The sequence below is a fragment of the Amycolatopsis sp. NPDC104819 genome, from assembly GCF_055583145.1.
The window spans coordinates 215,099-238,940 of sequence record NZ_JBVJON010000007.1; the positions used below are offsets into that span (position 1 = coordinate 215,099).

Below are 23,842 nucleotides of genomic sequence, written 5' to 3' on the forward strand. Positions count from 1 at the left end.
CCGCACCCTGCGCAGGTCCACAGGTCGACACACCCGCCGTTCGGCACGCCGGTGCAAACGGAGACGCAACGGAGCTCCACCGGGTTTCCCCGACAACGAACCCCTGCAGGTTATTCAGCAAACGCGCACGTCAAACGCGTGATCAACTGTGGGCCGCCTGGGGCTCGAACCCAGCCATTCAAAGCGGCGGGCACCGCTGATCGCGAGCACCAGCGACCCAATGACCGCATCGAAAATCGCAACAAACGGCTCTCCGACCGCACCTGCATGCACTGGCCGCACTCGACGCGGTGCATCTCGACGAGCGCGACTGCTCATCCGACACGCTGCCGAAGTCGAGTTTGCGCACGGGCGTGTCGAACGATGCATCTAGGACAGCGCTGTCGCATAGCCATGTCGATGAACAGTTGCTGTTCGGGTCTTGATTCCATCAGCAGACGTGTCACACTAGGGTTCAAGTTGCATCAAGAGACGGGACCCGATGATGATCGGCACTCTGGTTCTAACCGGCGAGCTCGACGTCCTCGCCAAGGTGGCTAATCGCCTGCAAGCAGAGTTTCCGGCCGGGCTACACGCGGAGATCAACCCACTTGAGCACAAGGGTTACACCGTTGAACGAGCCAAAATCCTGCTCTCCCGGCTGGCGTCCAAGCAGCGCACCGTTCTCAAGCTGCTGGTGGACGGGGGCGGACATGCGGGACAGCAGGAGCTGCGGGCGTCGTTCGGGAACGAGAATGGCCAGATCAAGGGACTGACCGGGCCCATCTCGAAACACGTCAAGAACCTGATCGCCGAAGGCGTCTTGCCCGAGGGCACACAACCTCCGACCGAGACCGACTACGACCCGGCGGTGCGCAGCTACCAACGCGCTGGCGGAATGCACATGGATGCAGAACTTGTGGCGATCTTCCGGCTCGCGTTCGAACAGTGACGCGAGCGGTTTGAGCCTCCCCGCGCCCCGATCGCGGCTGGTGCAGGCGGCCGTACAGGCGAGCACGATGGTCCCTATGGGGCGCGAGAGCAGCGACGAAACCTACGTCCTCGACCAATGCGACGAGATCTTAGGCGAGCGCGGCCAGCGTCAAGCCCGCTTCGACTGGCTGCAGGGCGACCCCGGCAAGAACGGCCGCGCCCGGACACTGCCCGTCGACAGCTACTGGCCCCGGCAGCATCTGGTGGTGGAGTACCGGGAGATTCAGCACGACCGCCCGGTCCGACACTTCGACAAGCCCGACCAGCTCACCATCAGCGGCGTCCACCGTGGCCTGCAACGCGCCCGATACGACCAGCACCGCGACGAGCAGATCCCCGCCCACGGCCTGCGGCTGGTCGTCATCAAACCCGCAGACCTGGCCTCGAATCACCGCGGCCGATTACTGCGGAACCGAACCGGCGACCTCCAGTCACTGCGCGCCAAGCTCGCCAGCTAGCTGTTGCGGGTCATGACGTTGGTGACGGTGACGCTCAACACGGCGCGGCGGCACCTGGACGCCGGCCGGATCACACAAGCGGTGGAGGTGCCGCGAGAGGCGCTGGTGGCCGCGCGCAAGCTGGGCGACCCGGACCGGTGTGCGGCGGCACTGCACCGCCTCCCGGACGCGATGCTGGAACAATGCGGCACCAGAGCGAGGCACTCGAGCCGTACCGGGAGGCGCTGGCGCTGCGCAAGCTCATCGACGACGGGCTGGGGCGGCCGCGGTGCTGCTCGGGGCGGACCAGTACCTGCCGGCGTGGATGAAGCTGAAACACCGTGCAGGTGCAACTCCGTCACGCGGAAGGCCGCCACAGCAACGCCCTGCAGCACGATCACCGGGCGTCGGAACTGGCGGACCGCACGGGTCACGCGACGGGGCCAAGGGCGAGCACTGGACACGCTGGCGGCGATCCTGCGGGACCGGGGCGACCGGGAAGACGCGCGTGCGTTATGGCTGCAGCCAGCACAGCCGTTCCGCGAAAGTCCTGACCTTGTTCCAGCGCGGGCTGACAGCTCCAGCCCCTGACAGGAGTCGATAGCAGCCACGCTCGCCTGGCGCCCCCTCCCGCAAGTCGTCGACCGCCAACGAAGCCCGCAGTCGCCTCCGCAGCGTTGAATCGACCAACACTTCCCCACAGGCTGAGCGCTCCGCGACCGTGATCACGTTCGACCCTCGTTTGTGCAGGGGATACAAGGAGCTGTTCGACCCCGCTGCACCAGTTCGCCAGCAGTGATCGTCAGCCGAGTCAGGACTGGCTACTCACCACGCGGAGGTGTTCCCTGCCCTGTTGAACAGTTACGGCCGACCCGGTGGCGCCACCTCGACTCACCGTCCTGGCCAGCCCGAAGACATGCCGATTGAACTCGTCGTAAGTGAGCTTGGTGCTGTTGACGATGGCCTTGACGCCAGCTCCGTTGGCCCGGAGGTGCGCCAAGACCTTCTCCAGCACTTGCGACGATTCGGGAACGAGCTGACTGCCGGGTTCGCTGCGGCGGTAGCCACGCTTGGCGAGTTCAACGCAGACGGTGCGGTAACCCCACTCGGTAAGCAGCCCCAGTTCACTGAGGCGGTGAGCCAACGCCATGGCAGATACGCGCCAGCGGCGACTGGCCTGGATGAGCTGGTCGGGACTGGCGTTGCGCAAGTTGTGAGCGAGGACGTCGGCCCTGGGCATCAGGAACGCGGCGGCGAATCGGTCCGCCTGCCGTTCGGCCTCCCGGCTTTGCACGCGTTCGCGCCCTTGGTGCATGACGAGGTGGCCGAGCTCGTGGGCTGCGTCGAACCGCTGCCTCTCCGCGGTCTTACCGGTGTCGATGAAGATGAACGGCTCGTTCTCGATGTACAGGGAGAAGGCGTCGACGTCGCGGACCTCTTGCACGAGGGAGAACATTCGGACGCCGTGCGCCTCGAGGAGATGCACCATGTTGGGGATCGGCCGTTGGTCGAGGTCCCACTGGCCGCGAACGCGCAGGGCGATCGTCTCGATGTCGTGCAGCGACGCCTCAGGCGGCAGGTTAAGCGACGGCAGGTCAGGAGCAGGCAGCCGGTATCGCTCGGAGATCCACGTCGCGATCTCTCTCGCGATACCGCCTGCGGCGAGCACCGCATCGCGCCGGTACGCCGGGGTCTTGGTCAGCGCCCGGAAGCTCACCGCCTCGATCGGGATCGGCTCCAGCTCCGGCTGCATGAAGAACTCGACCGGTAGCCGGAGTGCCTCGGCCAGCCGTTCGAGGCACTCCGGCGTCGGCTGCTGGTGATCATTTTCCCAGCGGTTGATCGTCTGCGGACTCAGGTCCGTCATGCGTCCGAGCTCGGCCAGCGTCAGACCGCGCAGCTTGCGCGCCAACGTGAGACGTGACGGTGAGACGGACACGCGAAACTCCGCTTCTGAGCATCAGATCGGCCGAACGTCGATGTCTGGCCCGGTGTCCAGATCGTCGTCCGGGGTGACGATGACAGTAGTATCAGTACGCGTGTACGGCAGCGGCGGAATAGGGATCCGCTGGTGGTATTTCGTGATCTTGTCCTCGACCCGCTCGGCCGGCCTGGACAGCTCCGAATACAGGACGCCGTCGCGGAACGAGAACATGAACAGCCAAAGCTCGGGCTGCCCGCTCGGCGACGGGATGGGCTTGCCGGCGCCGGTCACGTCGAACAGCGGAACCGTGCGCGGCACGTCGTCGATGAGGTCACGCAGCATCGGTCGCAAGACCGTTTTGGGGCTCGGGCAGGTGTCGAACAGGCCAGTCCTGTCGTCTCCGGCGCGAATCACCACGTAGAAGTTGTGCGACGGGTGCCAGGTGCGAGGAAGACCGCCCTCCTCGTCCCGGTCCCAGCCCGTCTGTTCCCGGAAGCTGATGACGGCCTCGCTCCATTGGTCCTGCCCCGGCGTCTGCGGCGGGGCCAGCGGACTGGTCGCGTCCTTCTTGCGCTGGCTGTTCTCGGCGACGCGGTGCAGCAGGTCGACAGTGAGATCGAGGGGTTCGAGCTGCTGCGTAGCCCAGGCCAGCCACGCGTCGGAGTCGTCGGGGTCCGGCTGAGTAAGCGCGTGGGTCAAGCTGCCTCCTAAGTTGAGGCGACTATAGACCAAGCCTCAGATGAGGTCTCGTTTATTGCTCCCCTGCGGCGAGTCGTCGACTCTGACCTGCTGTTTGCGTGTTGACCTGCCCTGTTATGTGGTGCTGAGGTTTGTCGCGGTTCCGGCGCGTGGTCATGGGGATGGTGTGAGCTTGGGCGTGTCACGGAAGGCACGGAAGTAGGCCGCGCCGGCCACACCCAGCACCAGCGCGTACCCGCCCGCCGACCAGGTCAGCATCGCCCCGGACTTCACGTAGTGGACCAGCATGTAGCCGATGTAGAGACCCACCAATGCCCACGGCACCACACAGAGGACGCCGAGCGGGATCCGGTACGGCCACGTCGCGACGGTCGGGTTGACCACGCGCTCCCCGCCCGGGAACCGATCCGGCCGCGAAGGCTCTGGTCCATGCCGGTCTGCCGGAACAGCGCATCCTCCACGGCCATCGCGGATGCTCCGCGCCTGCCCTGCAACGCCACCAGCAGCGTGCTGTAGAGCATTCCGAGCCACAGCGGGATGGGCACCAGCGCCGCGGCCAGCCTCGGCAGTTGGGGCACCTTGTCCAGGAACGCCACTGACGCTGCCGCGTAGGCCAGCACCGCGCCCAGCAGCGCGATGTTGATGTTGAGCAGGGTTACGTTCTCGGATCGCTCCGCCTGGTACAGCGATCCCAGCGCCGCGATCTCGGTCGCGTTGCCCTGGTCGCCGGCCGGTTCTGTCACGGTCGTACCTCCTGGTGGCGGGGGTCGTCGGGCAGAGCGGCAAGCAGATTTTCACAATCGTGCCGCTGCCGGCGTGGCTCTCGACCGCGACGGTCCCTCCCACCTCGGCCAACCTCGCCGGGAGGGAGTGGGACAGCCCCGTGCCGGACGGCGTGGTGGCCGGGTCGAAGCCGCAGCCATGATCGGTGACGATCACCGCCAGCTCGCCGCTCTCCTCGCCGGTGGCCACGACCCACGCCTCCGTCGTGCCGGCGTGCTTGGCGACGTTGTTCAACGCCTCGGTCACCGCGTGGGTGACAGCTTCCACCGCCTCCGGCTCCAGTGCGTCGGGCAGCCTGTCGGAGCTGTAATGGACGTCCAGGTCGTGCACGCTCTGCAGAAACACCGCTTCGGCCAGCGCGGCGTCGAGTTCAGGCGCCGCGTCAGCGTTGATGGTGCGGGCGACCGCGCGCAGGTAGCGGGCGTCGCGCTCGCACTTCGCCCGGATCTGCGGTGACAGCCCCTCTTGACGGGACACGATGGTCGAGACGCCATCCAGCGCGAGCTCTCGAATAGAGGTCAGCTGGACTCCGCTGTTCGGGGCACCACGTGGTTGGTACGTGGCGCGGCAACGTTAGAGGTGCAGTCAGCGACTACTTGCCGAGCGCGCCGTAGACTCATGCGCTCTCGCGGTGGGAGGTGCGATGGGGCGGATCGTCTGCGTACACGGCATAGGGCAGCAGCTGGCCGGCGAGCAGTCGTTGTTGCGTACTTGGACCCCGGCTCTGCTGGACGGGCTCACCCGTGCTGGCTGTGACCGTACGGTTACCCCTGACGAGGTGGTAATGGGTTTCTACGGACACCTGTTCCGCCCGGCTGGGCAACGGCTAGCTGTCGGAGACCCGATGTACACCGAGACCGACGTTGACCCCGGGCTGGAGGAGGACCTGCTGCTGGCCTGGTGGCGGGAGGCCGCGCGAGTGGATCCGAAGGTAGCGCGGCCGGAGGCGGACACGCTGGTGCGGGCGCCGAGAGCGGTGCAAGCAGCGTTACGACAGCTTTCCCGCTCGGGCTTCTTCGGTGGTCTGGCTTTGCGAGCGATGGTGTTTGATCTCAAACAGGTCCGCCGCTACTTGCTGGACCAGCTGCTGCGTGAGGCGGCCCAGGCGGTGGTGCGTACGCTGATCACACAGGACACCCGTGTGGTGGTGGCGCATTCGCTGGGGTCAGTGGTGGCCTACGAGACGCTGGCGGCGATGCCGGGCCATCCAGTGCGGGCGTTGGTAACCCTGGGGTCGCCGCTGGGCATCGAGAAGCTGATTTTCGACCGATTAATGCCGGCCCCGACCGGCGGGCTCGGCACCTGGCCGGGTTCTGAAGATCTGGAATGGACGAACGTGGCCGACCGTGGCGACGTCGTTGCGCTCGAGAAGGATCTCCGGCCGCGATTCGGATCGCGGGTGATCAACACGGTGGTGCACAACGGCGCCCACGCCCACGCCGTCAGCGCATACCTCACCGACGAGCTCACCGGCAAGGCGATCGCGGGAGGTCTGCGTGCCCAATGAATCTGAGGGGCCGCGGCGGTTCTTACTCGCGACTGCAATTGCGCATTACCCGAGCGCTCCGCAGTGGGATCGGCCGGGCCTCGTCGACGCGCGGGAGCGGATCATCCGTCTGTTCACCGAAGATCTCGGCTACCAGCACATCAGCGCTCTCGGGCTCGACCCGCACAAGGGCCAGCTGACCGCGCTACTGCGGACATTTTGCCTAGACGAGGCCCGCAAACCTGACGACATCGTCGCCGTCTACATCGGCGGACACGGCGAAGTTCTAGACGACACCCATGAGCATCTTCTACTGACGGCCGACACAGACCCGGCCGACGTTGCCGACGCCTTGCCCACTGCAGAGCTGGCCCGCAAGATGTTGCTCAAGACCCGAGTCCGCCGGGTGCTGCTGATGCTTGATACCTGCTATTCCGGTCACGGCGGCGCTGAACTGACGGCCGCCGCCATTACCACCATGACCCGCAACTGGGGGGACGAACACGGCGCTGGCTTGGCCGTCATCACCTCTGCACAACCAGCTGAGGAGGCTGGCACCGGCGCGTTCCCGCGACTGCTGCAGGATGCGGTCCGCGCCCTGCCAGCGGCTGGATACAACCCCGCCACGTTGCCCTTGGACGCAATCGTGCAGGCGATGAACACCAACGCCGAAAAACCGGGCTATCAGACTATCGGCCATAGCGTCACGGGTCTCACCGGGGAGGTCCCACCATTCCTGCCCAACCCGCGCCACGACCCCCGGATGACAGAGGTGGACCTCGCCATCCAGCAAGCCAGCGAATTCGATATCCAATCCGCGCGCCGCGACACTGAGTTGCATACCCGGCTGCTGGTCCGCGCCATGGGCGGCCACGCCGCCCATGACTTGCAGGGGTGGTGGTTCTGCGGCCGACACACCGCGCTGCTGGACATCACCGCCTGGCTTCACCACCCACATCCAGACCGGCCACTGCACGTGGTCACAGGAAACCCCGGATCCGGAAAGACCGCCGTACTCGGTCTCATCGCCACCCTCACCCACCCCCAGCACCGCGCCACCGTTCCTGTGCACACACTCGGACTTCCAGCCGCGGCAGTGCCCGACCCAGGCGCGGTGGACGTGACGATCTACGCCCAGAGTCTGACCACCGATCAAGTTCTAGCCGGGATCGCCGCCGCCGTGCGCTCTCACGCCAGCACACCTGGCCAACTTCTGGAAGAGCTCGACGACCGCAGCAGACCGTTGACCGTGATCGTCGACGCCCTCGACGAGGCTGCCGACCCCGACCACCTCGTCCGCCGCCTGATCCGACCCCTTATCGAGCACGCGGCGGGACGGCTGCGACTGTTGGTCGGTACTCGCGACTTCCTCCTCAACCGTCTCGACCTGAGCCGCGAAGACGTAGTTGACCTGGACGCTGACCGGTACGCCGACCTTCAGGCGCTAACCGCCTACGCCGCCCGCGGCTTGCTCGAAGCTGCCCAGGATAGCCCCTACCGCCACGAATCACCGCAGCTGATCCGCGCCGTCGCAGACGCCGTCGCCGAAGCCGCCCACCGCTCGTTCCTAGTTGCGCGGATCACCAGCGCCACCCTTGCCGCCGAAGGTCAGGCCGTCGACCCAACCGATTCGGCCTGGCGCAGCTCGCTACCCACCTATCCCGGCGAGGCGATGCACCGCGACATCGATACCCGCCTCGGCGACAACGCCACCAAGGTCCGAGACCTGCTCCGCCCGCTGGCATTCGCCGAAGGCCAGGGCTTTCCCTGGGAAGACATCTGGGCTGCCGTCGCCTCGCGTGCAGCTGGCAACAACTACACCAATGAGGACCTGTTCTGGCTGCGTCGACACGCCGGCTCCTACGTCGTCGAAGCCACCGAGGACGGCCACTCCACCTACCGGCTATACCACCAAGCATTGGCTGACCATCTCCGCGACGGCGTTGACGACCTCGCCATACACACCGCAATCACGAAGGTCCTGGTGAGCCGCGTGCCGCGAACGCTCGACGGCCACCGTGATTGGACCCGCGCCCATCCGTACGCCCTGCGGCACCTCGCCACCCACGCCGCGCTCGCTGGGCAAATCGACACGTTGGTCGTCGATGCCGACTACCTTGTGCACGCTGAGCCCGACGCGCTCCTGCAGGCCATGCACCGAGCCAATACCGACGCAGGCAGGCTTGCCGCTGCCGTTTACCGCTGCTCCATCGACATCAGCCGCCACCTCCCGGCAACACGGCGTCGGCAGTTACTCGCCGTCGATGCGGTCCGCTTTAAAGCCTCAAGCCTGCAATACCACTTGGCTGCGCGGTTGACGTGGCAACCACGCTGGGCGACCGGCACGCAAGCAAGTCCGAACCTCCTCACTACCTTCGCTGGGCACATGGGCCCCGTGGCGGCGGTGGCCTGCGGCACCCTCGACGGCCGCTCCATCGCCGTCACCGCCGGCGACGATCACACCCCACGGGTTTGGGATCTCGCCACCGGCGATCTGATCACCACCCACACCGGCCACACCCTCCCCTTGAGGGCCGTGGCCTGCGGCACCCTCGACGGCCGCCCCGTCGCCGTCACCGCCGGCGACGATCACACCCCACGGGTTTGGGATCTCGCCACCGGCGATCTGATCACCACCCACACCGGCCACACCCGCGCCATAAATGCGGTGGCTTACGGCACCCTCGACAGCAACCCCGTCGCTATCACCGCCGGCTACGACACCACAGCCCGAGTCTGGAACCTCGCCACCGGCGATCTGATCACCACCTACGCCGGCCACGAGTCCTGGTTGACGGCCGCGACCAGCGACACTCTCGACGGCCGCCCTATCGCCATCACTGGCGGCGGCGACACCACAGCCCAGGTCTGGGACCTCGCCACTGGCGATAAGATCACCACGCTCATCGGCCACACCGAAGCGGTGGAGGCCGCGACCACCAGTACCCTCGACGGCCGCCCCGTCGCCATCACCGCTAGTTATGACTACACAGCACGGGTGTGGGATCTCGCCACCGGAAACCAGATCACGACCCTTACCGGCCACACCGACTGGTTGACGGCGGTGACCAGCAGCACCGTTGACGGACGCCCTGTCACCATCACCGCCAGTGAGGACAACACCGCCCGTGTCTGGCGATTGCCGACTGGCACAGTTCGTTCATATGCCACCCCTGGTCACTCTGCCGACATATATGCGGTGGTAAGCAGTGTGCTCGGCGGTCGCCCGGTAGCTGCCACAGCCAGCGAGGACGCCACGGTGAAGGTTTGGGACCTGTCCACCGGCGATGAGATTGTTACCTTCAACAGCCCCACCCAGTGGGTGAGGGTGGGGGCCGTGCCCTCTAGTGGGGGCCAACTGTTCGCCCTCACCAGCGGCCATGGCGGTAACCCCCAGTTGTGGGACGTCGCCACCGGCAACCTCATCACGACTCTCGGCCGCGCCACCGGCTACATGAGGCGAGTGGCATGGAGCACCCTCGACGGTCGCCCCATCGCCATCACCACTAGCAACGACACCACAGCGCGCGTCTGGGACCTCTCCACCGGCGATGAGATAACGAGGTTCACCGGGCACAACGACCCGGTGACGGCAGTGGCCTGCAGCACGATCAAAGGGCGCCCTGTCGCCATCACCGTTGGCGAAGACCACACCGCTCGAGTATGGGATCTCGCCGGCGGCCACCAGATCACCACCATTAAGGGCCACACCCGCAATGTGACTGCGGTAACAAGCAGCCCTCTCGATGGCCACGCCGTCGCCATCACCGCCAGCGAGGATCGCACCGCAAAGGTCTGGGACCTCTCCACCGGTGATGAGATAACGACCTTCACTGGGCACAACGACCCCGTGACGGCGGTGGCATGCAGCACGATCGAAGGGCGTCCGATCGCCATCACCGCCGACCAAGGCCACACCGCATGGGTATGGGACCTCGCGACCGGCCAGCCTCACTCCATTGTCGACTGCCGTAGTATTGGCGCCGTAGCGGCTGGGCCTGGTGGCGAACTCGTCATCGCAGCGGGCTGGGACCTCATCGTGTTCGATCGCGTCGCGAAACACTGACTGCAACCAGCTCGGCGTGGTTCCGGTTGCAGTGCCTCCTGGACGTCGCGGCGAGTGACGTAGGAGACGAGGTTGTCGTCGAGCACGAGCACCGCGGCGGAGTCCTTGGCGTTGCGGGTCGCGCGCCCGACGCCCCGATGATGCGGGCCCCGATGCGTTCCTGCAAATCGCCTATCTCAGCGGCCCGGCCTGAAGTTCAGCCAGGCCCCCACGGGCGTGGTCAGGCTGGCGCGACCGCCTGGGCAGCCAGCCTGCGCTGGACGTAGCTGTGCAGGCGATCGACATGTTCGCGCAGCAGGGTAGGGTCCGCGCAGCACACTTTCTTCAGCGCCGGGTCGCCGGCGCGGGTGGTCGGATACCGCCCCTCGTCGCCGCGGGGGTCGTGATGGGCGAGGTCGCGGACGAACGCGACGATCAAGACCTGTTCAGCTCCGCCGGTGAGCAGGTCGTCGCCGCGCCTGTGGAGGCTGTCGAGCAGCTCGGTGAGATTGTGCCCGTTCGGGAAGTGCGGCAAATGCAGAGCCTTCAGCGTAAGCTCAGCGAGTTGCCGAGCGAGGAAGAACGCGGGTTGCGGCGCCTGACTGTCGATCGCGGCAAGAGCGGCCTGATGGAACTCGATCAGCGTGTCTTCGACAGCGTTCGCGCTGTGCGTTCGGGATAGGCACAGCGCGTCCTCGCCGTTGTGATCTTTGGTGTCGATGTCGCCGAACGGGCTACGGTAGGTCATAGCGGACTATTCTCCCCCTCTGCCGCCGATGTGCGAGCAAATATTCGGCGTTTCGTCGCCGCGGCTTTTCAACGTCACCCGCACGGGAAGGCACGAGCATCGCGTGTACCTCGACTGGCACTACGGAAATCGCGCGCAGTTTTCCTCTTGTTCTGCTTGACTGTTCGGTCATGAGTGACGTCCATGTGGATACGACCGGTGACGGTGGGTACACGCGTAATCCGACGAACATCGCCGCGCTTGCGCGTATGGTCGACCATGCCTGTGACGGTGTCACGGACGTCTACGAGGTAGCTCAGCAGATCGACCTTGACGCGGCAGACACGCAGAACCTCACCGACCCCGCAGCGCAGCGCCTTTCCACCGCGTTCCACTACATGCTCTCGCTCAGCCCTCCGGGCTCACCCCAGCCGGGCGCTGCACTGTCGCCCCTGGACGACGAACATTCGCTGTACCCGCCGTCGCTGAAACTCGCCGATGAACACACCCGCACCCTCTGGCTCGAACTGACCACGACGGTGACCCACCCGATCGCGTCAGCGCGCTTCAACGACATCGCCTTCACTCTGAAACTCGACCGCACGAACAGCCGCGACCACGCAGAGTCCGCAGCACGCGCCTATCTCGCGTGCGTCGGCGGCACGCTCCGCGCCCGCGAGCAGAGCTACGGCCTCCTGCGGGCCCTCACGATCACCCGATTAGTCGGACTGATCGATCTCGAGCCGCAAATCACCGCTGCGATCCTCGACAAAGCAGAAGAGATCATCAACGCGCGCGACGACCCGCAAGCCGCGCTGCCCCTCCTTGACGCAGTTCTCTCACGTCGACGGAAGAAACCCGGCCAGCGCCTCGATACTCGTGCGATCGCATTGCTCGACGCCGCGCTAGATGCCTATCCTCTCCCGCACCTAGTGTCGAAAACCGCGACCGTGATTCGCGCCCGGCTCGGCGGTGACCAGGCCAGAGTAGACAAAGTCAATCGAGCCGAGATTCGCGCGCTCATGGCGCAAGCCGAGGACGCCTCCGACGGAATGACCATCCAGCACCACCTCTCGAAGGCCGCAGCTCTGGCTCGTAAGTTCGGCGTCCGCGATCTCGAACGGGACGCGACGGCACGTCTGCAGGCCGCCCCGCCCCCGGAATATGCGACAATCACCGGGGGCTGGTTCGCGTTGCCCGAATATCAGGTAGCCGAGTTCATGCGCCCTTTCCGGTATGCAACGACCTGGGGACATGCGCTCGCCGAGTGGCTGCTCACCGACTCGCCGGCAGGGTCACACCGAGCCAACCAGCGAGTCGCTCGGAAAGCATTTGACACCGCGGGATTCAGCCGGTTGATGACCCGGATCTCGTTTGGCAGCCTCGACCGCCTTAAGAAGGTGCGAACCGGCGACGAGGACGCTCTGGCAGCGGAACTGATCGACCTCGAGTCACTAAGAATCTCCATCCGGGGTCACTTGCTGGGCAACGCCCTCGATATGATCGCCCACCGTTTCGGCATCCCTGGCCACGGCGATCTCACCGCGTTCTTGGGGGCCTACGGATGCCGATCGCAGTGGGCAAGGGTTCTCGCCACCGCGCTGCGGCTGTACTGGGTAGGTGAGTTCACCGCCAGCGCACACCTGGCCGTCCCCAAGGTCGAAGCCGCCGCGCGGGCCCTGCTTCTCGAACTGAACGAACCCGTCTACCGCTCCTCCGTCGGAGACTCGCCCGGCCAGTTCGGCGGTCTGGGCGCGCTACTGGAACCGCTGGTCGACAACGGCTTCGACCAGGACTGGGCACGGTTCCTCAGCACTTTTCTGCTGAGTGACGGCAACAACGTTCGCAACACCATCGCCCATGGCTTCACTGACGACGTCGACCGCAACACCGCCGCCCTGGTCCTCCGCGCAGCCGCGATCCTCATCACTATCACCGCCAGCGACCCCGCAGCGCGTGACCGTGCGACCGCTGTCACCGCGCTGAAACACCCGACCGGACAGCCCGCTCCACGCAGCCTGATACGGCGCCTCCGCGACGCCGCACACGCTGCCATCCGCGAACTACGTCGCTAGCGTGAAACCCCGCTCCGCTCGGCCGCAGCGATGCGAGGGTGCTTGGAACATGATGAACGATGGCAGCGAAGACCGCCCTGACGGACGTACAGTCACACCGGAAACCACGAGGCTTCGCCAGGCCACCCGGGCGCTGCGCCTCCATCTCGACGAGCTTCCGATCGACTACCACCTGGACGTTCCCGGCGACCACTACCTGACCAGCGTCGCGTTCATGTTCGCCCGACAGCGATATGCTTGCGCCGACTCGCTGATCGGCGCAGGATTCGGCGGCACCGTCATCGGATCGATCGCGCGCAGCCTCCTCGTCGACGGGCTCCGCTGGCTGTGGATCGGAGACGACCCCGCCCGCCGACGATCACTGCTGGGCGACCTCCTCGACAAACGCAACCGGCTCTGCATCTTGCTGGAGAAGACCGACACCACCTGTCCGCATCTACCGCGCTGGCTCATGCCGCTACCCGACGTCGCCGACCTCACCGGCGCATTCAGGACCTGGCTCGACGTGCCGGCAATGCCCAGCGAAGATGACTTACTCGAGGACTTTCTCGAACGCTCCACCAGTCAGCACAACGCGGCCCATCACGCCCCGCTGTTGCATCCCATCGCACCGCTGCTCGACATGGCCGGCCTCAAAGGCGCGACCATGGTTCTCGCCCACGCCGGCCACGGTAACTACCTCGGACTGCACAGCAGCCTGACCGACGACGGCGCAGCAGGACACGATCTACGGCCCGATCACGAAGCGTTGTTCATGCATGTGGCCTCCGTCGGAACCACCGCGACCTTGCTCGGCACCACAGCTGCCCTGCCGGGAGCATGGCCGGCAGACGTCGACCGGGACCCGTTCCTGTAACGAGCTGTCGACCTGGCCGCCGAGGTCGCAGCTGCCGCGCTGCCCTCCATCGGCTCGGCGCGACCCGCCGCCCTACCACCTCCCGGAAGAAGAACAAGCAGCAGGCACCCCGCACGCGCGACACCGTTGGTATGGCCGCAGGCGATCCTGACGCCGGACGATCTACTACCCGACATCTACTCAATCGACGCAGTCGACGAGGCGGCGGAGAACTACTACGAGGTCGTCGGCAGCATGATGGTCCGGCCTTGGGACTACGGGCAGCCTTCACTGCACGCGATGCTGCCTTACGGCGGCGGCCATTCCAACTTGCTTACTGTCATGTCGACCTACAACCAGCCCGGCTCCGCAGTGATCTCCGTTTTCGCCGCACGCATGCTCCTGGAGGAAGCAGCCCGGCTTGCCTGGCGGTTTTCAGTTCCCGCCCCGGAGTTCGAGCTCCGGCCAAACAGTATTTCGACGAGTTCCGTGCTCGGCAGAAGAAGACCGTCAACACGCTCGTTTCCAGCGGCGTGCCGAAGGCCGACGCCGAACGCGTATTCGCACGGCCTCGCAACGTCAGGATCGTCACCCCGGACGACGAGATCGCCAAAGGCCGAACACCGATCCCCACTGTCAGCAGCATGCTACGCGAACTGGGCGCCCCTACCCCGAGCCAGGCTGGCTGGAAGTCGCCTACTCGCTGCTCAGCCAGGTCACCCACAGCACACCGCTGGGGCACCTCCACGCGGAACGTGTCATCGATAGTGTGTGGCACGGCAATGAGCTGAGCCCCGAGATGCTCGGCCTCGCACTTGACACAGCCTGCCTCGGCAGCGCACATCTGATCGGCACATCGGTGATGCTCCTAGCAAATGTCTCCGACGAAGCCCGCGAGTACCGAGAACGCCTGATACAGCAAGCCTATGTCGTGCACAACGCGGCACGATTCATACACTGGCTCGACTAGAGCACGCCGGAAGCGCTGTTCTCGTATGCTCATTGCTGGCCAACGGGCTGAGGGATGCCGCGCGGGGCGACCTGGCACGGACCTCCGGTGTGGCTGCACGGCGACCGCGCCCTGGACCGCCCATGCGTGATGACATGCTGTCAGAATCGTGCAAAGACGACGACGTCTTCATGAGCGATCAGGTGCAGCGGCAGGCCCACTTCGCGCTGTTTGCGGATGAAGTCGCGCTGGAAGAAGCTGCCGCGCGCGACCAGGTCGGTGTCGGCCACGCGGGCGAGCAGGGCGACGCACCGCTCGGCCGGGACCAGGCCAGCCGCGATACCGCAGGCGATGACCTGGGACGGCAGGTCGATCAGCTCGGCGTGCTCGCGCCACGGCCGGACAGTGATTGCCACGTGGCCGCCCGGGCGTAGGACACGGGCGCAGGCGGTGAGGATGCGGGTGAAGCCGGCCAGCAGGCGGTGGTGGCCAATGTTGGCGAGGTTGCCGCGGTCGAGGGCGCTGCCGTAGCGGTAGTGGCGTTTGCTGACCTTGTCGACGCCCGCCTCCCGGTTCGTGCTGACCAGGCCGTGCACCGACGGGCCGTACGGCGGCGAGGTGACGACCAGCGCAACCTGGCCGGCGTACTCAGTCGGCAGCAAGGTCTCGAGCTGGCGGGCGTCGCCGCGGACGACCTGGCCGTCGTGGTCGTGGCCACGCTTGCAGGCGAAGCGCAGGTTCGCACGGGCGATGTCGACCCAGTGCGGCTCGTACTCGACGCCGACCGCGCAGCGGCCGAGGTCGATCGCCTCGACCAGCGTGGTGCCGATGCCGCACATCGGGTCCAGCACCACCTCCCCCGGCTTCGTGTAGTGCTCGATGGCGTGCGCGGCGACGGCGGGCAGCATCTTGGCCGGGTGCGCGGTCGACTCCGGCACGTACCGGCCCTTGCGCTGCGCGGCCGGCGAGGTCTGCGCTGTCGCCCACACCGACACCGGCAACTCGTCCCCTCCCGTCGGCGTGCTGGTGAGTGGGTTGGTGTCGAGGGCGTCGATGAACGCGCGGGACAGCGGTATGGTCGGCTCGTCGGCCGGCGACGGCGTGGTGGTGGTCATGGCGGTGCACCTGTCCTTCGGTCGGCTGGTCATCGGAGGTCTTCGGGGGGCGCGACGTCCGCGTGCGGCTGCGCGAAGACGAGCACGTCACCGTGCACGCGTACGTGTGCTGGCGCCGACGTACCGACCAGCTGAGCACTGCGACCCACGTCGTTGGACGCCTGCTGGCGAGGCTCGGACATCGGCTGGAGGCGGCCGCCGCGGATCGGGGTGAGCAGGGTGACGATGTGCTGGAGGTAGAGCAGGTCGGCGTTTTGCGCGGCGACGATCATCGGGCCGGACGGATCAGTCAGCCGACCGGTCGACCAGTCGCTGCGGGTGTAGACGGCGAGGACGCCGCCGAAGGCGAGCGCGCGAGCGGCGGCGATCGCCAGCACCTCGGCGGAGCCATCGATACCGCGTTCCGGCGGCATCGACGTGACGACCAAGTTGGCTCGGTCGGTAGCCGCGGCTCCCAGCCGAACCACGTGGCGGGACTCGGCGCGACCGTGCGCTGCATCCGCGGTGCCGGCTGCCGAGGAGAAGCTCGTCGGCCCGAGCTCCGCGATCACTGCATCGCGACCCAGCGCATCCACGGCGTCGCGTGCAACTGTCAGCTCACCGTCGTCGACGGGGTCCCGGGTTTCGACCGCTTGCGCCGGCCATGGCGCGAGCACGACGCGATCTCCCGGTCGGGAAAAGCTGGTCGTGATCGCTTCGATGATCGGCACGGGCCAGACGGCAGCCGAGTCGATCGGGTCAGGGCCGGCCGTCCACACCGTCGGCGGAATCGGGGCCAGAGTGCGAGCGCGGTCCACGCGCTTGGTCGTCTTCGCAGCGGGGTGTGACCGCTCGCTTGAGGCAGCGGGATCGGGTGCACCCGGGTACGGGATGCCGTTGGCGGGACGAGCGCGATGTGGGCGGGGCGAGTCGTCGCGGTTGGACGGTCGGCTGGCCGAAGACGGCGGGCGTCGGGTCACGAGCGGAACCTCCGGAGGCGGGCCACCGACGCTGAGCGTCGGCGGCGTCTGCGCTGTCGTCGGCTAACTCCGGGAACGAGGTCAGCAAGAGACACTGCCGCTCCGGATCCGATCTCACCCAGCGTCGTGAGCCGCTCGTAACCGCCATTTCGTCGCAGCTCCAGAGCCGAATTGGACGCCACGTTTCGATGCCTCCGGCGCAGCGCTGAAGCGATCTTGAAACGGTTTTAACACGGCTCTGACCTGGTCTTGAGCCGGTTTTGAGGCGCCTCGCCCTGCTTTCTGACGACGTCACCTTCCGCTCGCTCAGGAGTGCCGTCATGAACCAGCCCTCGTCACCGGACAAGCCCGCATCCCGACCGTCGCCGGCGCGCCCCCGCGGCCTGCGTGGCGAGCCTGGCGTCTTCGACACCACCCGCACCGCGTTCGCCTGGCTGGTCACTGGACCGCACCCCGTCGCCCTCGACGGCCGCCAGGTGCGCGGCCTACCACCGCGGCTGGTGCCGCTGGATGAAGTCGGTGCGCTGACCGTCGCGAAGGGATGTCCACAGGAGACGCGGGACGCGGTGTGGGCCGCGCTCGTGACGCGTTCGCGTGCCGAGGGCGGGACGTGGACGGTCGCGTGCGTCGGGCTGGCCCTGCCCGTGCTGCTGCCGGTCGCGGCGAAGCTGACCAACCGGTTCCGCGGCGAGGTCCACGACATTCACGCCGCGGTGCTGACCGGGTTCCTCGAAGCACTTCCCGATGTCGACCTCGCTCGGCCGGCGATCCTCGTGCGGCTGCGCTGGGCCGCCTACCGTGCCGGGCACCGCGCGTTGCGCGCGGCGCTCGACGCCGCGTCCCCGGTCGCCGACCTCGGCGCCCGCGCCCTCGGACCGGAACACCTCGGCGGGCATCCGGACTTCTTTCTGCTCGCCGCCGTAGAGGCCGGTGTCCTGACCGTCGCGGAAGCGGCGTTGATCGGCGACACGAGGTTCGGTGAGTTGTCGCTGGTCGACGCCGCGCACGCCCGTGGCCAGACGTACAAGGCGACCCAGCAAGCCCGGCACCGTGCCGAACGCAAGCTCGCCGCGCACCTCCGCACCCTCGGTGAGAAAGACGCAGCGCCACGGCCGGGAGCGCGACGTGCGTCGCGACGGAACAACGCCCCCGAGCCGGAGAAGACGCGGCGGCCGGTGTCTCCCCGCCCGCCGAAATCCGGAGTTGGTGATCGCGGGATGCGACTGCCCGCGCGTCCTCGCCCATCCCGGTCCACTTCGGAACCGGGCGCCGTTCAGGAGGCGTCCTCATGCGATTGATCTCGCACCGCCCCGGCCACCGCACCCTCGTCCGCTGGCCACCGAACCGACGCAATGACCGAACGAAGGTCCGAACTTCAGTTCGTGTGACGAGCTGTCGGCGCACCGGTTTTGTGCCGGAAGCTCCGACGTCTCCGGTGCGATCGCGCCGGCGCTCGGTCGTTCTGCTCGGCTGCGCGCTGGTCGCCGCGGCGCTGCTGCTCGGCGGGTCCGCCGCGCAGGCCGAGACGGTGCAGTACGTCGCACTCGCGCAGTCGGTCGACCAGGTCCTCTCGAATATCCGGACCTGGATCATGGGCATCCTCGCCGGCGTCGCCCTCGTATTCCTGACCATCGGCGGGCTCCGGTACCTGATGGGAGCCAACGACCCGGGCGAGATCGAGAAGGCGAAAGGCGCGTTCAAAGCGTCCGGCATCGGGTTTGGCCTCGCCGCGCTTGCGCCGCTCGTCGTCGAAATCCTCAAGACCATCGTCGGCGGGGTGTAGACGATGCCCGTCCACACAACCACCCCGAGCAAGAAGTCCCGGCGAACACGACGAGACCGGCGCGTCTTCTGGCTCGTCGTCCTGGCTGCGCTCCTGGTGGCCGTGCTCAGCGCAGTCGCCGTCGGGTCCGCCACGGCCGGCCCGCAGCCCGCCGCCGCGGCCCAGCTCGATCCGGCGCAACCGCCATTGCCGTTCCCGCCCAACCCGGATTGCGCGCCGGGTTCCGCCGAACCGGCCTGTCACCTTCCGAGCGCGAGTTCGGTACCGCCGATTCCGGCGACGCCGTTGCCGCCGATCACCACGTTGCCGGCACCGCCCTCATGCTTTCCCGGTTCCTTGGCGGGCGGTTGCGCACCGCCGGGTGACACCGAGGCGCCGTGTCAGGGACCGAACTGCATCCCGCAGCCCTCCACTCTCGTCCCGAGCACGCCGCCGCCGGTTCCGGTACCGAATGGTGTCGGTGACGCGGCGGAGTGCGGGCTGACCGACTTCACCGGCTGCATGGTCGTGGCCGCGAGCGCGATGTTCGCCGCGGTCGTCACCGCCGGGCTGAACCCGCTGCTCGAACTGCTCGGCAAAACACTGCTGACCACCCCGGAGCCGGATCAACTGCCCGGCCTCGGCGCCGTCTGGGTCGGGTCGTGGCACATCCTGCTCACCGCCTACGTGATCCTCGTGCTGCTGGCCGGGCTGATCATCATGAGCTACCAGACCCTGCAAGCCCGCTACACCGTCAAAGAACTCGCACCCCGCCTCGTCACCGGGTTCCTCGCCGGCACGCTCTCGCTACTCCTGGTCACCAAGGGCATCCAGGTCGCCAACGCGCTCTCCGCCGCGGTGCTCGGCGAGGGCACCGATCCCGCCGCGATGACCCGCAGCTTGATCACGATGATGCAGAGCTCGCTGCACGGCGGCGGGATCTTCTTCGGCATCCTCGGGCTCGGCCTGGTCGCGATGCTCCTGGTCCTGCTCGTCGTCTTCGTCGTCCGAGTCATGGTGACGATCCTGCTGATCGCCGCCGCGCCGATCGCGCTGATGTTCCACGCGCTCCCCCACACCGAAGGCATCGCCTACCTCTGGTGGAAAGGCTGCGGCGGCGTGCTCGCCATCCAAGTCGGACAGTCACTCACCCTCGTCGTCACGGTGAAAGTGTTCTTCGCCCCGGGCGGGTTCACGCTCTTCGGCCCGACGATCTCGGCGTTGATGAACCTGCTGCTGTGCATCGCGCTGATGTACGTGCTGATCAAGATCCCGTTCTGGTTCCTCGCCCCGCTGCGCTCCGGCCGCCCCTCCATACTCGGGCGGATCGCGCGCGGGGTGATCGCCTACAAGACGATGGGCCTGCTTGCAGGCGCTTCAGCCAGCCGCGGTGCATCGCGACCTCGCACCGGCGCGCCGAGCGCGCCACCGGATCCGCCGGCGACGCGGTCCGGGCAATTCATGCTGCCGATGAAACTGCGCCGCACCACCACCTCGGCCCGAACCTCGCACCGAGGGTGGGACGAACTCCCCCGCGCCGGCGCCCATGATGCAACGGCAGGCCCGGGCCAGCTGTCGTTGTTCACAGCGCGCGCCGGTGACTCGCAGGTTCGGGCGAATCCGCGCGCGCTGCCGCTGAAGGATCTGCCGAACGCCCTGCCGGCGGACCAGCTCGGGTTGCCGATGACGGTGCGACGCGATCCTGACCGAACCGCACGGCGCTCGCTGGCCGACGATCTCGCCGCGCCGACGCCGAGCGGTCGGCCGCCTCGGCAGGCGGGCCTGCTGACGCCGGACGGACGGATCAGTCGCAACGCGCGTCCGCCGGCGAAGGTGCCGAACGCGTTGATCGCGCCGAGTGCGGGCATGCTGCCGATCCGCCTGCCACCGCAGACTCCGCGCCCTGCCCGACGCAGCCTCGCCGACGAACTCGCCGAGCCCGGCCGAACCAACCGCGCGCCACAGACCAGGCCGGGCCTGCTCACGCCCTCGGGGCAGATCAACCGCGCGGCCCGCGCTCACCGACGCCCCGCGCCCGACGCATTCAGCGGGAACCGGCCGCTCGCGTCCGGGCAGTACCCGCTCCCCCTCGCCCTCCGCCGCCAGCCGAAACCTGAACCCCCAGCGACACCAGCGCCGACGCGGAAGCGCGTCGGCAAACAGTTGCCGCTGGATCTGCCGCTGCGGCGGCGTCGTCCCAAGAAGTGAGGTAGCGAGGTCATGTCCCGTCCCGTGTGCATTCCCGCCGACGTCGACCGCCCCGACCGGGTGCTCGGTCCTCTCACCGCGCGGCAGCTGACGATCCTCGGCGTCACCGGCCTGCTGCTCTACGCCCTCTACGGCGCCACCCGCGGAATTCTCCCAGTTCCGCTGTTCCTGCTCGTCGCGATACCGATCGGACTCGCGGTCGCGGTCATCGCACTCGGCCGCCGCGACGGCATCCCACTCGACCGGCTCCTGCTGGCCGCGATCCGCCAGCGCCGTACCCCGCGCCACCAGGTCTCGGCCCCGGAAGGTGTCGGGCCGGTGCCCGCCTGGCTCGCCGGTGACCACGAGCGTGATGACGTGGCGCCGACGCCGCTGGAGCTGCCCGCGCGCGGCGTCGACGACGGGACGACCGCCGGGGTCGTCGACCTCGGCGATGATGGTCTCGCGGTGATCGCCGCGTGCTCGACGGTCAACTTCGCGCTGCGGACGCCCGCCGAGCAGGAGGCGCTCGTCAGCTCGTTCGCGCGGTATCTGCATTCGCTGACCGCGCCGGTGCAGTTCCTGGTCCGCGCCGAACGGGTCGACCTCGCCCCGCAGATCGCCGAGCTACGCGACCGCGCCGGCGGACTCCCCCACCCCGCACTCGAAGCCGCCGCACTGGATCACGCGGACTACCTCGCCCAGCTCGGCCAGCACGCTGACCTGCTGCGCCGCCAGGTGCTGCTCGTGCTGCGCGAACCGACACGTCCCGCGGTCGTCGACAGCGTCAGCTCCACGCTGGGCCGCCTGCGACGCCGTCCAGAAGCTCTCGCAGTCGATCGGGCCGCGCGCCATGCCGCCGAGCAGCGGCTCGCCCGGCGCCTCAACGAAGCGGTCGAGCTGCTCACCACGGCCGGGATCGTCGTCACCGCCCTGGACGCCGCGACGGCGACTGGGGTTCTCGCCGCGGCGTGCAATCCCGACACCTTCCTCCCGCCTTCGGCCGCGCTGGCCGGTGCCGGCGACGTCGTGACCGCCGCACCGATCACTGATCTCTACGACGAGTTCGAAGGCAGGTGAGCTGAATGTCCCGCACTCGGCATCCCGTTTCCGCGGCCTCGACGTTCACCCCGGACTCGCTGTCGATCGGCGCCCGGCATCTCGAGGTCGGCAACGAATGGGTCGCCTCCTTCGGGGTCACCGGCTACCCGCAGGAGGTCTACCCGGGGTGGCTCGCCCCGCTGCTGACCTACCCCGCCCGGCTCGACGTCTCCGTCCATATCCAGCCCGTCGACCCGGTCACCGCGGCCAGCGGCCTGAAGAAGCAGCGGGCGCGGCTGGAGTCCTCCCGGCGCCACCACGCCCGCCACGACCAGCTCGACGACCCTGACCTCGACGCCGCGGCCGACGACGCCGCCGACTTGTCTCGACGGATCGCGCGCGGTGAGGGCCGGCTGTTCAAGTTCGGCCTGTACCTGACTATCCACGCTCCCGACGAGCAAGTGCTCGCTGAGGAGGTGTCGGCGTTGCGGTCGTTGTGCGCGTCGCTGCTGCTGGACGCGAAACCGGCAACGTATCGGTCGTTGCAGGGGTGGGTGACGACGTTGCCGCTCGGGCTGGACTCCCTCGGTCTGAAAAGGACGTTCGACACGGCTGCCGTGTCCGCGGCGTTTCCTTTCACATCAGCGGACCTGCCCGTCACGGATCCGACGTCGACCTCGCCGAGTGGCGTGCTCTACGGCTACAACGTCGGCTCCCAAGGCCTGGTGCACTGGGACCGCTTCGCCTGCGACAACCACAACTCCGTCGTCCTAGGACGATCCGGCTCCGGCAAGTCCTACCTGGTCAAGCTGGAGACCCTGCGCAGCCTGTACCGGGACATCCAGGCGTTCGTCATCGACCCCGAAGACGAGTACGCCCGGCTCGTCGACCAGGTCGGCGGCGCCTACGTCCACCTCGGCGGCGGAGGAGTCCGGCTCAACCCCTTCGACCTACCCATCCACACCACGGCCTCCGGACGACGCAGCGCACCACAGGACGCGCTGAACCGGCGGGCGTTGTTCCTGCACACCGTGCTCGCGGTGTGCCTGGGCGCCGAGCTGACCGCCGGCGAACGCGCCGTCCTCGACACCGCCCTCATCACGACCTACGCACACGCCGGCATCACCAACGACTCACGTACCTGGACCCGGCCCGCCCCGTTGATGCGGGATCTGCGCGACGTCCTGGCGACCGGCGACGTGACGGCCAAGGACCTCGCGGCCCGGCTGCACCCGTTCGTCGACGGCGCCTTCGCCGACCTGTTCTCCGGCCCGACGACCACCACGCCCGACGGTCACCTCGTCGTGTTCTCCCTGCGGGATCTGCCCGACGAGCTCAAAGCGATCGGCACGCTGCTGACCCTTGACGCGGTCTGGCGTCGGGTGTCCAACCCGGCCGACCGTCGCCGGCGGCTGGTGGTCGTCGACGAGGCGTGGCTGCTGATGCAGTCACCGGAAGGCGCGAAGTTCCTGCATCGGATGGCGAAGACCTTCCGCAAACACTGGGCCGGGCTGACAGTCGCCACCCAGGACATCGACGACGTTCTCGGCAGCGAGCTTGGCCGCGCGATCGTGGCCAACGCCGCCACCACCGTGCTGCTGCGCCAGTCCCCGCAGGCGATCGACCAGATCGCGGCGACCTTCAATCTGTCCGAAGGCCAGCGCCAGTTCCTGCTCACCGCCGACCGCGGCCAAGGCCTGCTCGGCTCCGGCACCGAATGGGTTGCCTTCCAGGCGCTCGCGTCGCCGACAGAGGACGTTCTGGTCACCACCGACCCGAAGTTCCTGACCAGGCTTCAGGATTCCGAAACGACCTCAGAGTGGGTGGACGTGCCATGAGCGCCCTG

General features: G+C 67.6%; 19 protein-coding genes and 1 pseudogene. 12 read left to right on the forward strand and 8 right to left on the reverse strand.

Annotated elements, in window-relative coordinates; translation table 11 throughout:
* The first annotated feature begins 484 nt into the window (after positions 1–484).
* A complete protein-coding gene (locus ACZ63E_RS23585; protein ID WP_465338270.1) occupies positions 485–931 on the forward strand; it encodes a hypothetical protein in 447 nt (148 codons plus the stop codon).
* 76 nt (positions 932–1,007) lie between these two features.
* Positions 1,008–1,430, forward strand: coding sequence for a hypothetical protein (locus tag ACZ63E_RS23590; RefSeq protein WP_465338271.1), 423 nt, complete (start codon positions 1,008–1,010; stop codon positions 1,428–1,430).
* A gap of 790 nt (positions 1,431–2,220) precedes the next feature.
* On the opposite strand, the gene ACZ63E_RS23595 is transcribed toward ACZ63E_RS23590, so the two are convergent.
* From ACZ63E_RS23595 to ACZ63E_RS23615, 5 genes and pseudogenes are all read right to left on the reverse strand, one after another.
* Entirely contained in the window at positions 2,221–3,321 is a 1,101-nt protein-coding gene (locus tag ACZ63E_RS23595) for a helix-turn-helix domain-containing protein (protein ID WP_465338272.1), read from the reverse strand.
* Between the two features lie 48 nt (positions 3,322–3,369).
* Positions 3,370–4,032, reverse strand: coding sequence for a hypothetical protein (locus ACZ63E_RS23600; protein WP_465338273.1), 663 nt, complete (start codon positions 4,030–4,032; stop codon positions 3,370–3,372).
* Positions 4,033–4,185: 153 nt separating this feature from the next.
* A complete protein-coding gene (locus ACZ63E_RS23605) occupies positions 4,186–4,320 on the reverse strand; it encodes a hypothetical protein (protein ID WP_465338597.1) in 135 nt (44 codons plus the stop codon).
* Positions 4,302–4,775: a hypothetical protein gene (locus tag ACZ63E_RS23610; RefSeq protein WP_465338598.1), complete on the reverse strand. Its 474-nt coding sequence runs from the start codon at positions 4,773–4,775 to the stop codon at positions 4,302–4,304. Before ACZ63E_RS23610 ends, ACZ63E_RS23605 begins: the two co-directional genes overlap by 19 nt.
* A 94-nt stretch (positions 4,776–4,869) precedes the next feature.
* Positions 4,870–5,160: pseudogene (locus ACZ63E_RS23615) on the reverse strand (sensor histidine kinase); the annotation flags it as partial.
* On the opposite strand from ACZ63E_RS23615, the gene ACZ63E_RS23620 reads away from it, so the two are divergent.
* The 3 genes from ACZ63E_RS23620 (at position 5,125) to ACZ63E_RS23630 (ending at position 10,367) form a co-directional block, all read left to right on the forward strand.
* A complete protein-coding gene (locus ACZ63E_RS23620) occupies positions 5,125–5,271 on the forward strand; it encodes a hypothetical protein (RefSeq protein ID WP_465338599.1) in 147 nt (48 codons plus the stop codon). The pseudogene ACZ63E_RS23615 and the gene ACZ63E_RS23620 sit on opposite strands and share 36 nt — an antisense overlap.
* A gap of 388 nt (positions 5,272–5,659) precedes the next feature.
* A complete protein-coding gene (locus tag ACZ63E_RS23625; RefSeq protein ID WP_465338274.1) occupies positions 5,660–6,322 on the forward strand; it encodes a hypothetical protein in 663 nt (220 codons plus the stop codon).
* Positions 6,312–10,367 carry an nSTAND1 domain-containing NTPase gene (locus ACZ63E_RS23630; RefSeq protein ID WP_465338275.1) on the forward strand — a complete coding sequence of 1,352 codons (4,056 nt, stop codon included), beginning with the start codon at positions 6,312–6,314 and terminating at the stop codon, positions 10,365–10,367. Before ACZ63E_RS23625 ends, ACZ63E_RS23630 begins: the two co-directional genes overlap by 11 nt.
* A 220-nt stretch (positions 10,368–10,587) precedes the next feature.
* On the opposite strand, the gene ACZ63E_RS23635 is transcribed toward ACZ63E_RS23630, so the two are convergent.
* Positions 10,588–11,094, reverse strand: coding sequence for a hypothetical protein (locus ACZ63E_RS23635; RefSeq protein ID WP_465338276.1), 507 nt, complete (start codon positions 11,092–11,094; stop codon positions 10,588–10,590).
* A 170-nt stretch (positions 11,095–11,264) separates the two neighbouring features.
* On the opposite strand from ACZ63E_RS23635, the gene ACZ63E_RS23640 reads away from it, so the two are divergent.
* Together ACZ63E_RS23640 and ACZ63E_RS23645 are read left to right on the forward strand one after the other, a co-directional pair.
* Positions 11,265–13,148: a hypothetical protein gene (locus ACZ63E_RS23640; protein WP_465338277.1), complete on the forward strand. Its 1,884-nt coding sequence runs from the start codon at positions 11,265–11,267 to the stop codon at positions 13,146–13,148.
* Between the two features lie 49 nt (positions 13,149–13,197).
* Positions 13,198–14,004, forward strand: coding sequence for a hypothetical protein (locus ACZ63E_RS23645; protein ID WP_465338278.1), 807 nt, complete (start codon positions 13,198–13,200; stop codon positions 14,002–14,004).
* 1,089 nt (positions 14,005–15,093) lie between these two features.
* On the opposite strand, the gene ACZ63E_RS23650 is transcribed toward ACZ63E_RS23645, so the two are convergent.
* Together ACZ63E_RS23650 and ACZ63E_RS23655 are read right to left on the reverse strand one after the other, a co-directional pair.
* Positions 15,094–16,047, reverse strand: a complete 954-nt coding sequence (locus ACZ63E_RS23650; RefSeq protein WP_465338279.1) for a TRM11 family SAM-dependent methyltransferase — start codon at positions 16,045–16,047, stop codon at positions 15,094–15,096.
* Positions 16,048–16,076: 29 nt separating this feature from the next.
* Complete coding sequence (locus tag ACZ63E_RS23655) at positions 16,077–16,757, reverse strand: hypothetical protein (protein ID WP_465338280.1); 681 nt, start codon at positions 16,755–16,757, stop codon at positions 16,077–16,079.
* Between the two features lie 569 nt (positions 16,758–17,326).
* Between ACZ63E_RS23655 and ACZ63E_RS23660 the strand changes: the two genes are divergently transcribed.
* The 5 genes from ACZ63E_RS23660 (at position 17,327) to ACZ63E_RS23680 (ending at position 23,834) form a co-directional block, all read left to right on the forward strand.
* A complete protein-coding gene (locus ACZ63E_RS23660; protein WP_465338281.1) occupies positions 17,327–18,304 on the forward strand; it encodes a sigma-70 family RNA polymerase sigma factor in 978 nt (325 codons plus the stop codon).
* A gap of 137 nt (positions 18,305–18,441) precedes the next feature.
* The gene (locus tag ACZ63E_RS23665; RefSeq protein ID WP_465338282.1) at positions 18,442–18,789 is read left to right on the forward strand and encodes a pilin; all 348 of its coding nucleotides are present in this window, start codon (positions 18,442–18,444) and stop codon (positions 18,787–18,789) included.
* A gap of 3 nt (positions 18,790–18,792) precedes the next feature.
* Complete coding sequence (locus ACZ63E_RS23670; protein WP_465338283.1) at positions 18,793–20,976, forward strand: hypothetical protein; 2,184 nt, start codon at positions 18,793–18,795, stop codon at positions 20,974–20,976.
* 12 nt (positions 20,977–20,988) lie between these two features.
* Positions 20,989–22,035, forward strand: coding sequence for a PrgI family protein (locus ACZ63E_RS23675; protein ID WP_465338284.1), 1,047 nt, complete (start codon positions 20,989–20,991; stop codon positions 22,033–22,035).
* A 5-nt stretch (positions 22,036–22,040) separates the two neighbouring features.
* On the forward strand, positions 22,041–23,834 hold the full coding sequence (locus ACZ63E_RS23680) for a VirB4 family type IV secretion system protein (RefSeq protein ID WP_465338285.1): 1,794 nt from the start codon (positions 22,041–22,043) through the stop codon (positions 23,832–23,834).
* Positions 23,835–23,842: the final 8 nt, after the last annotated feature.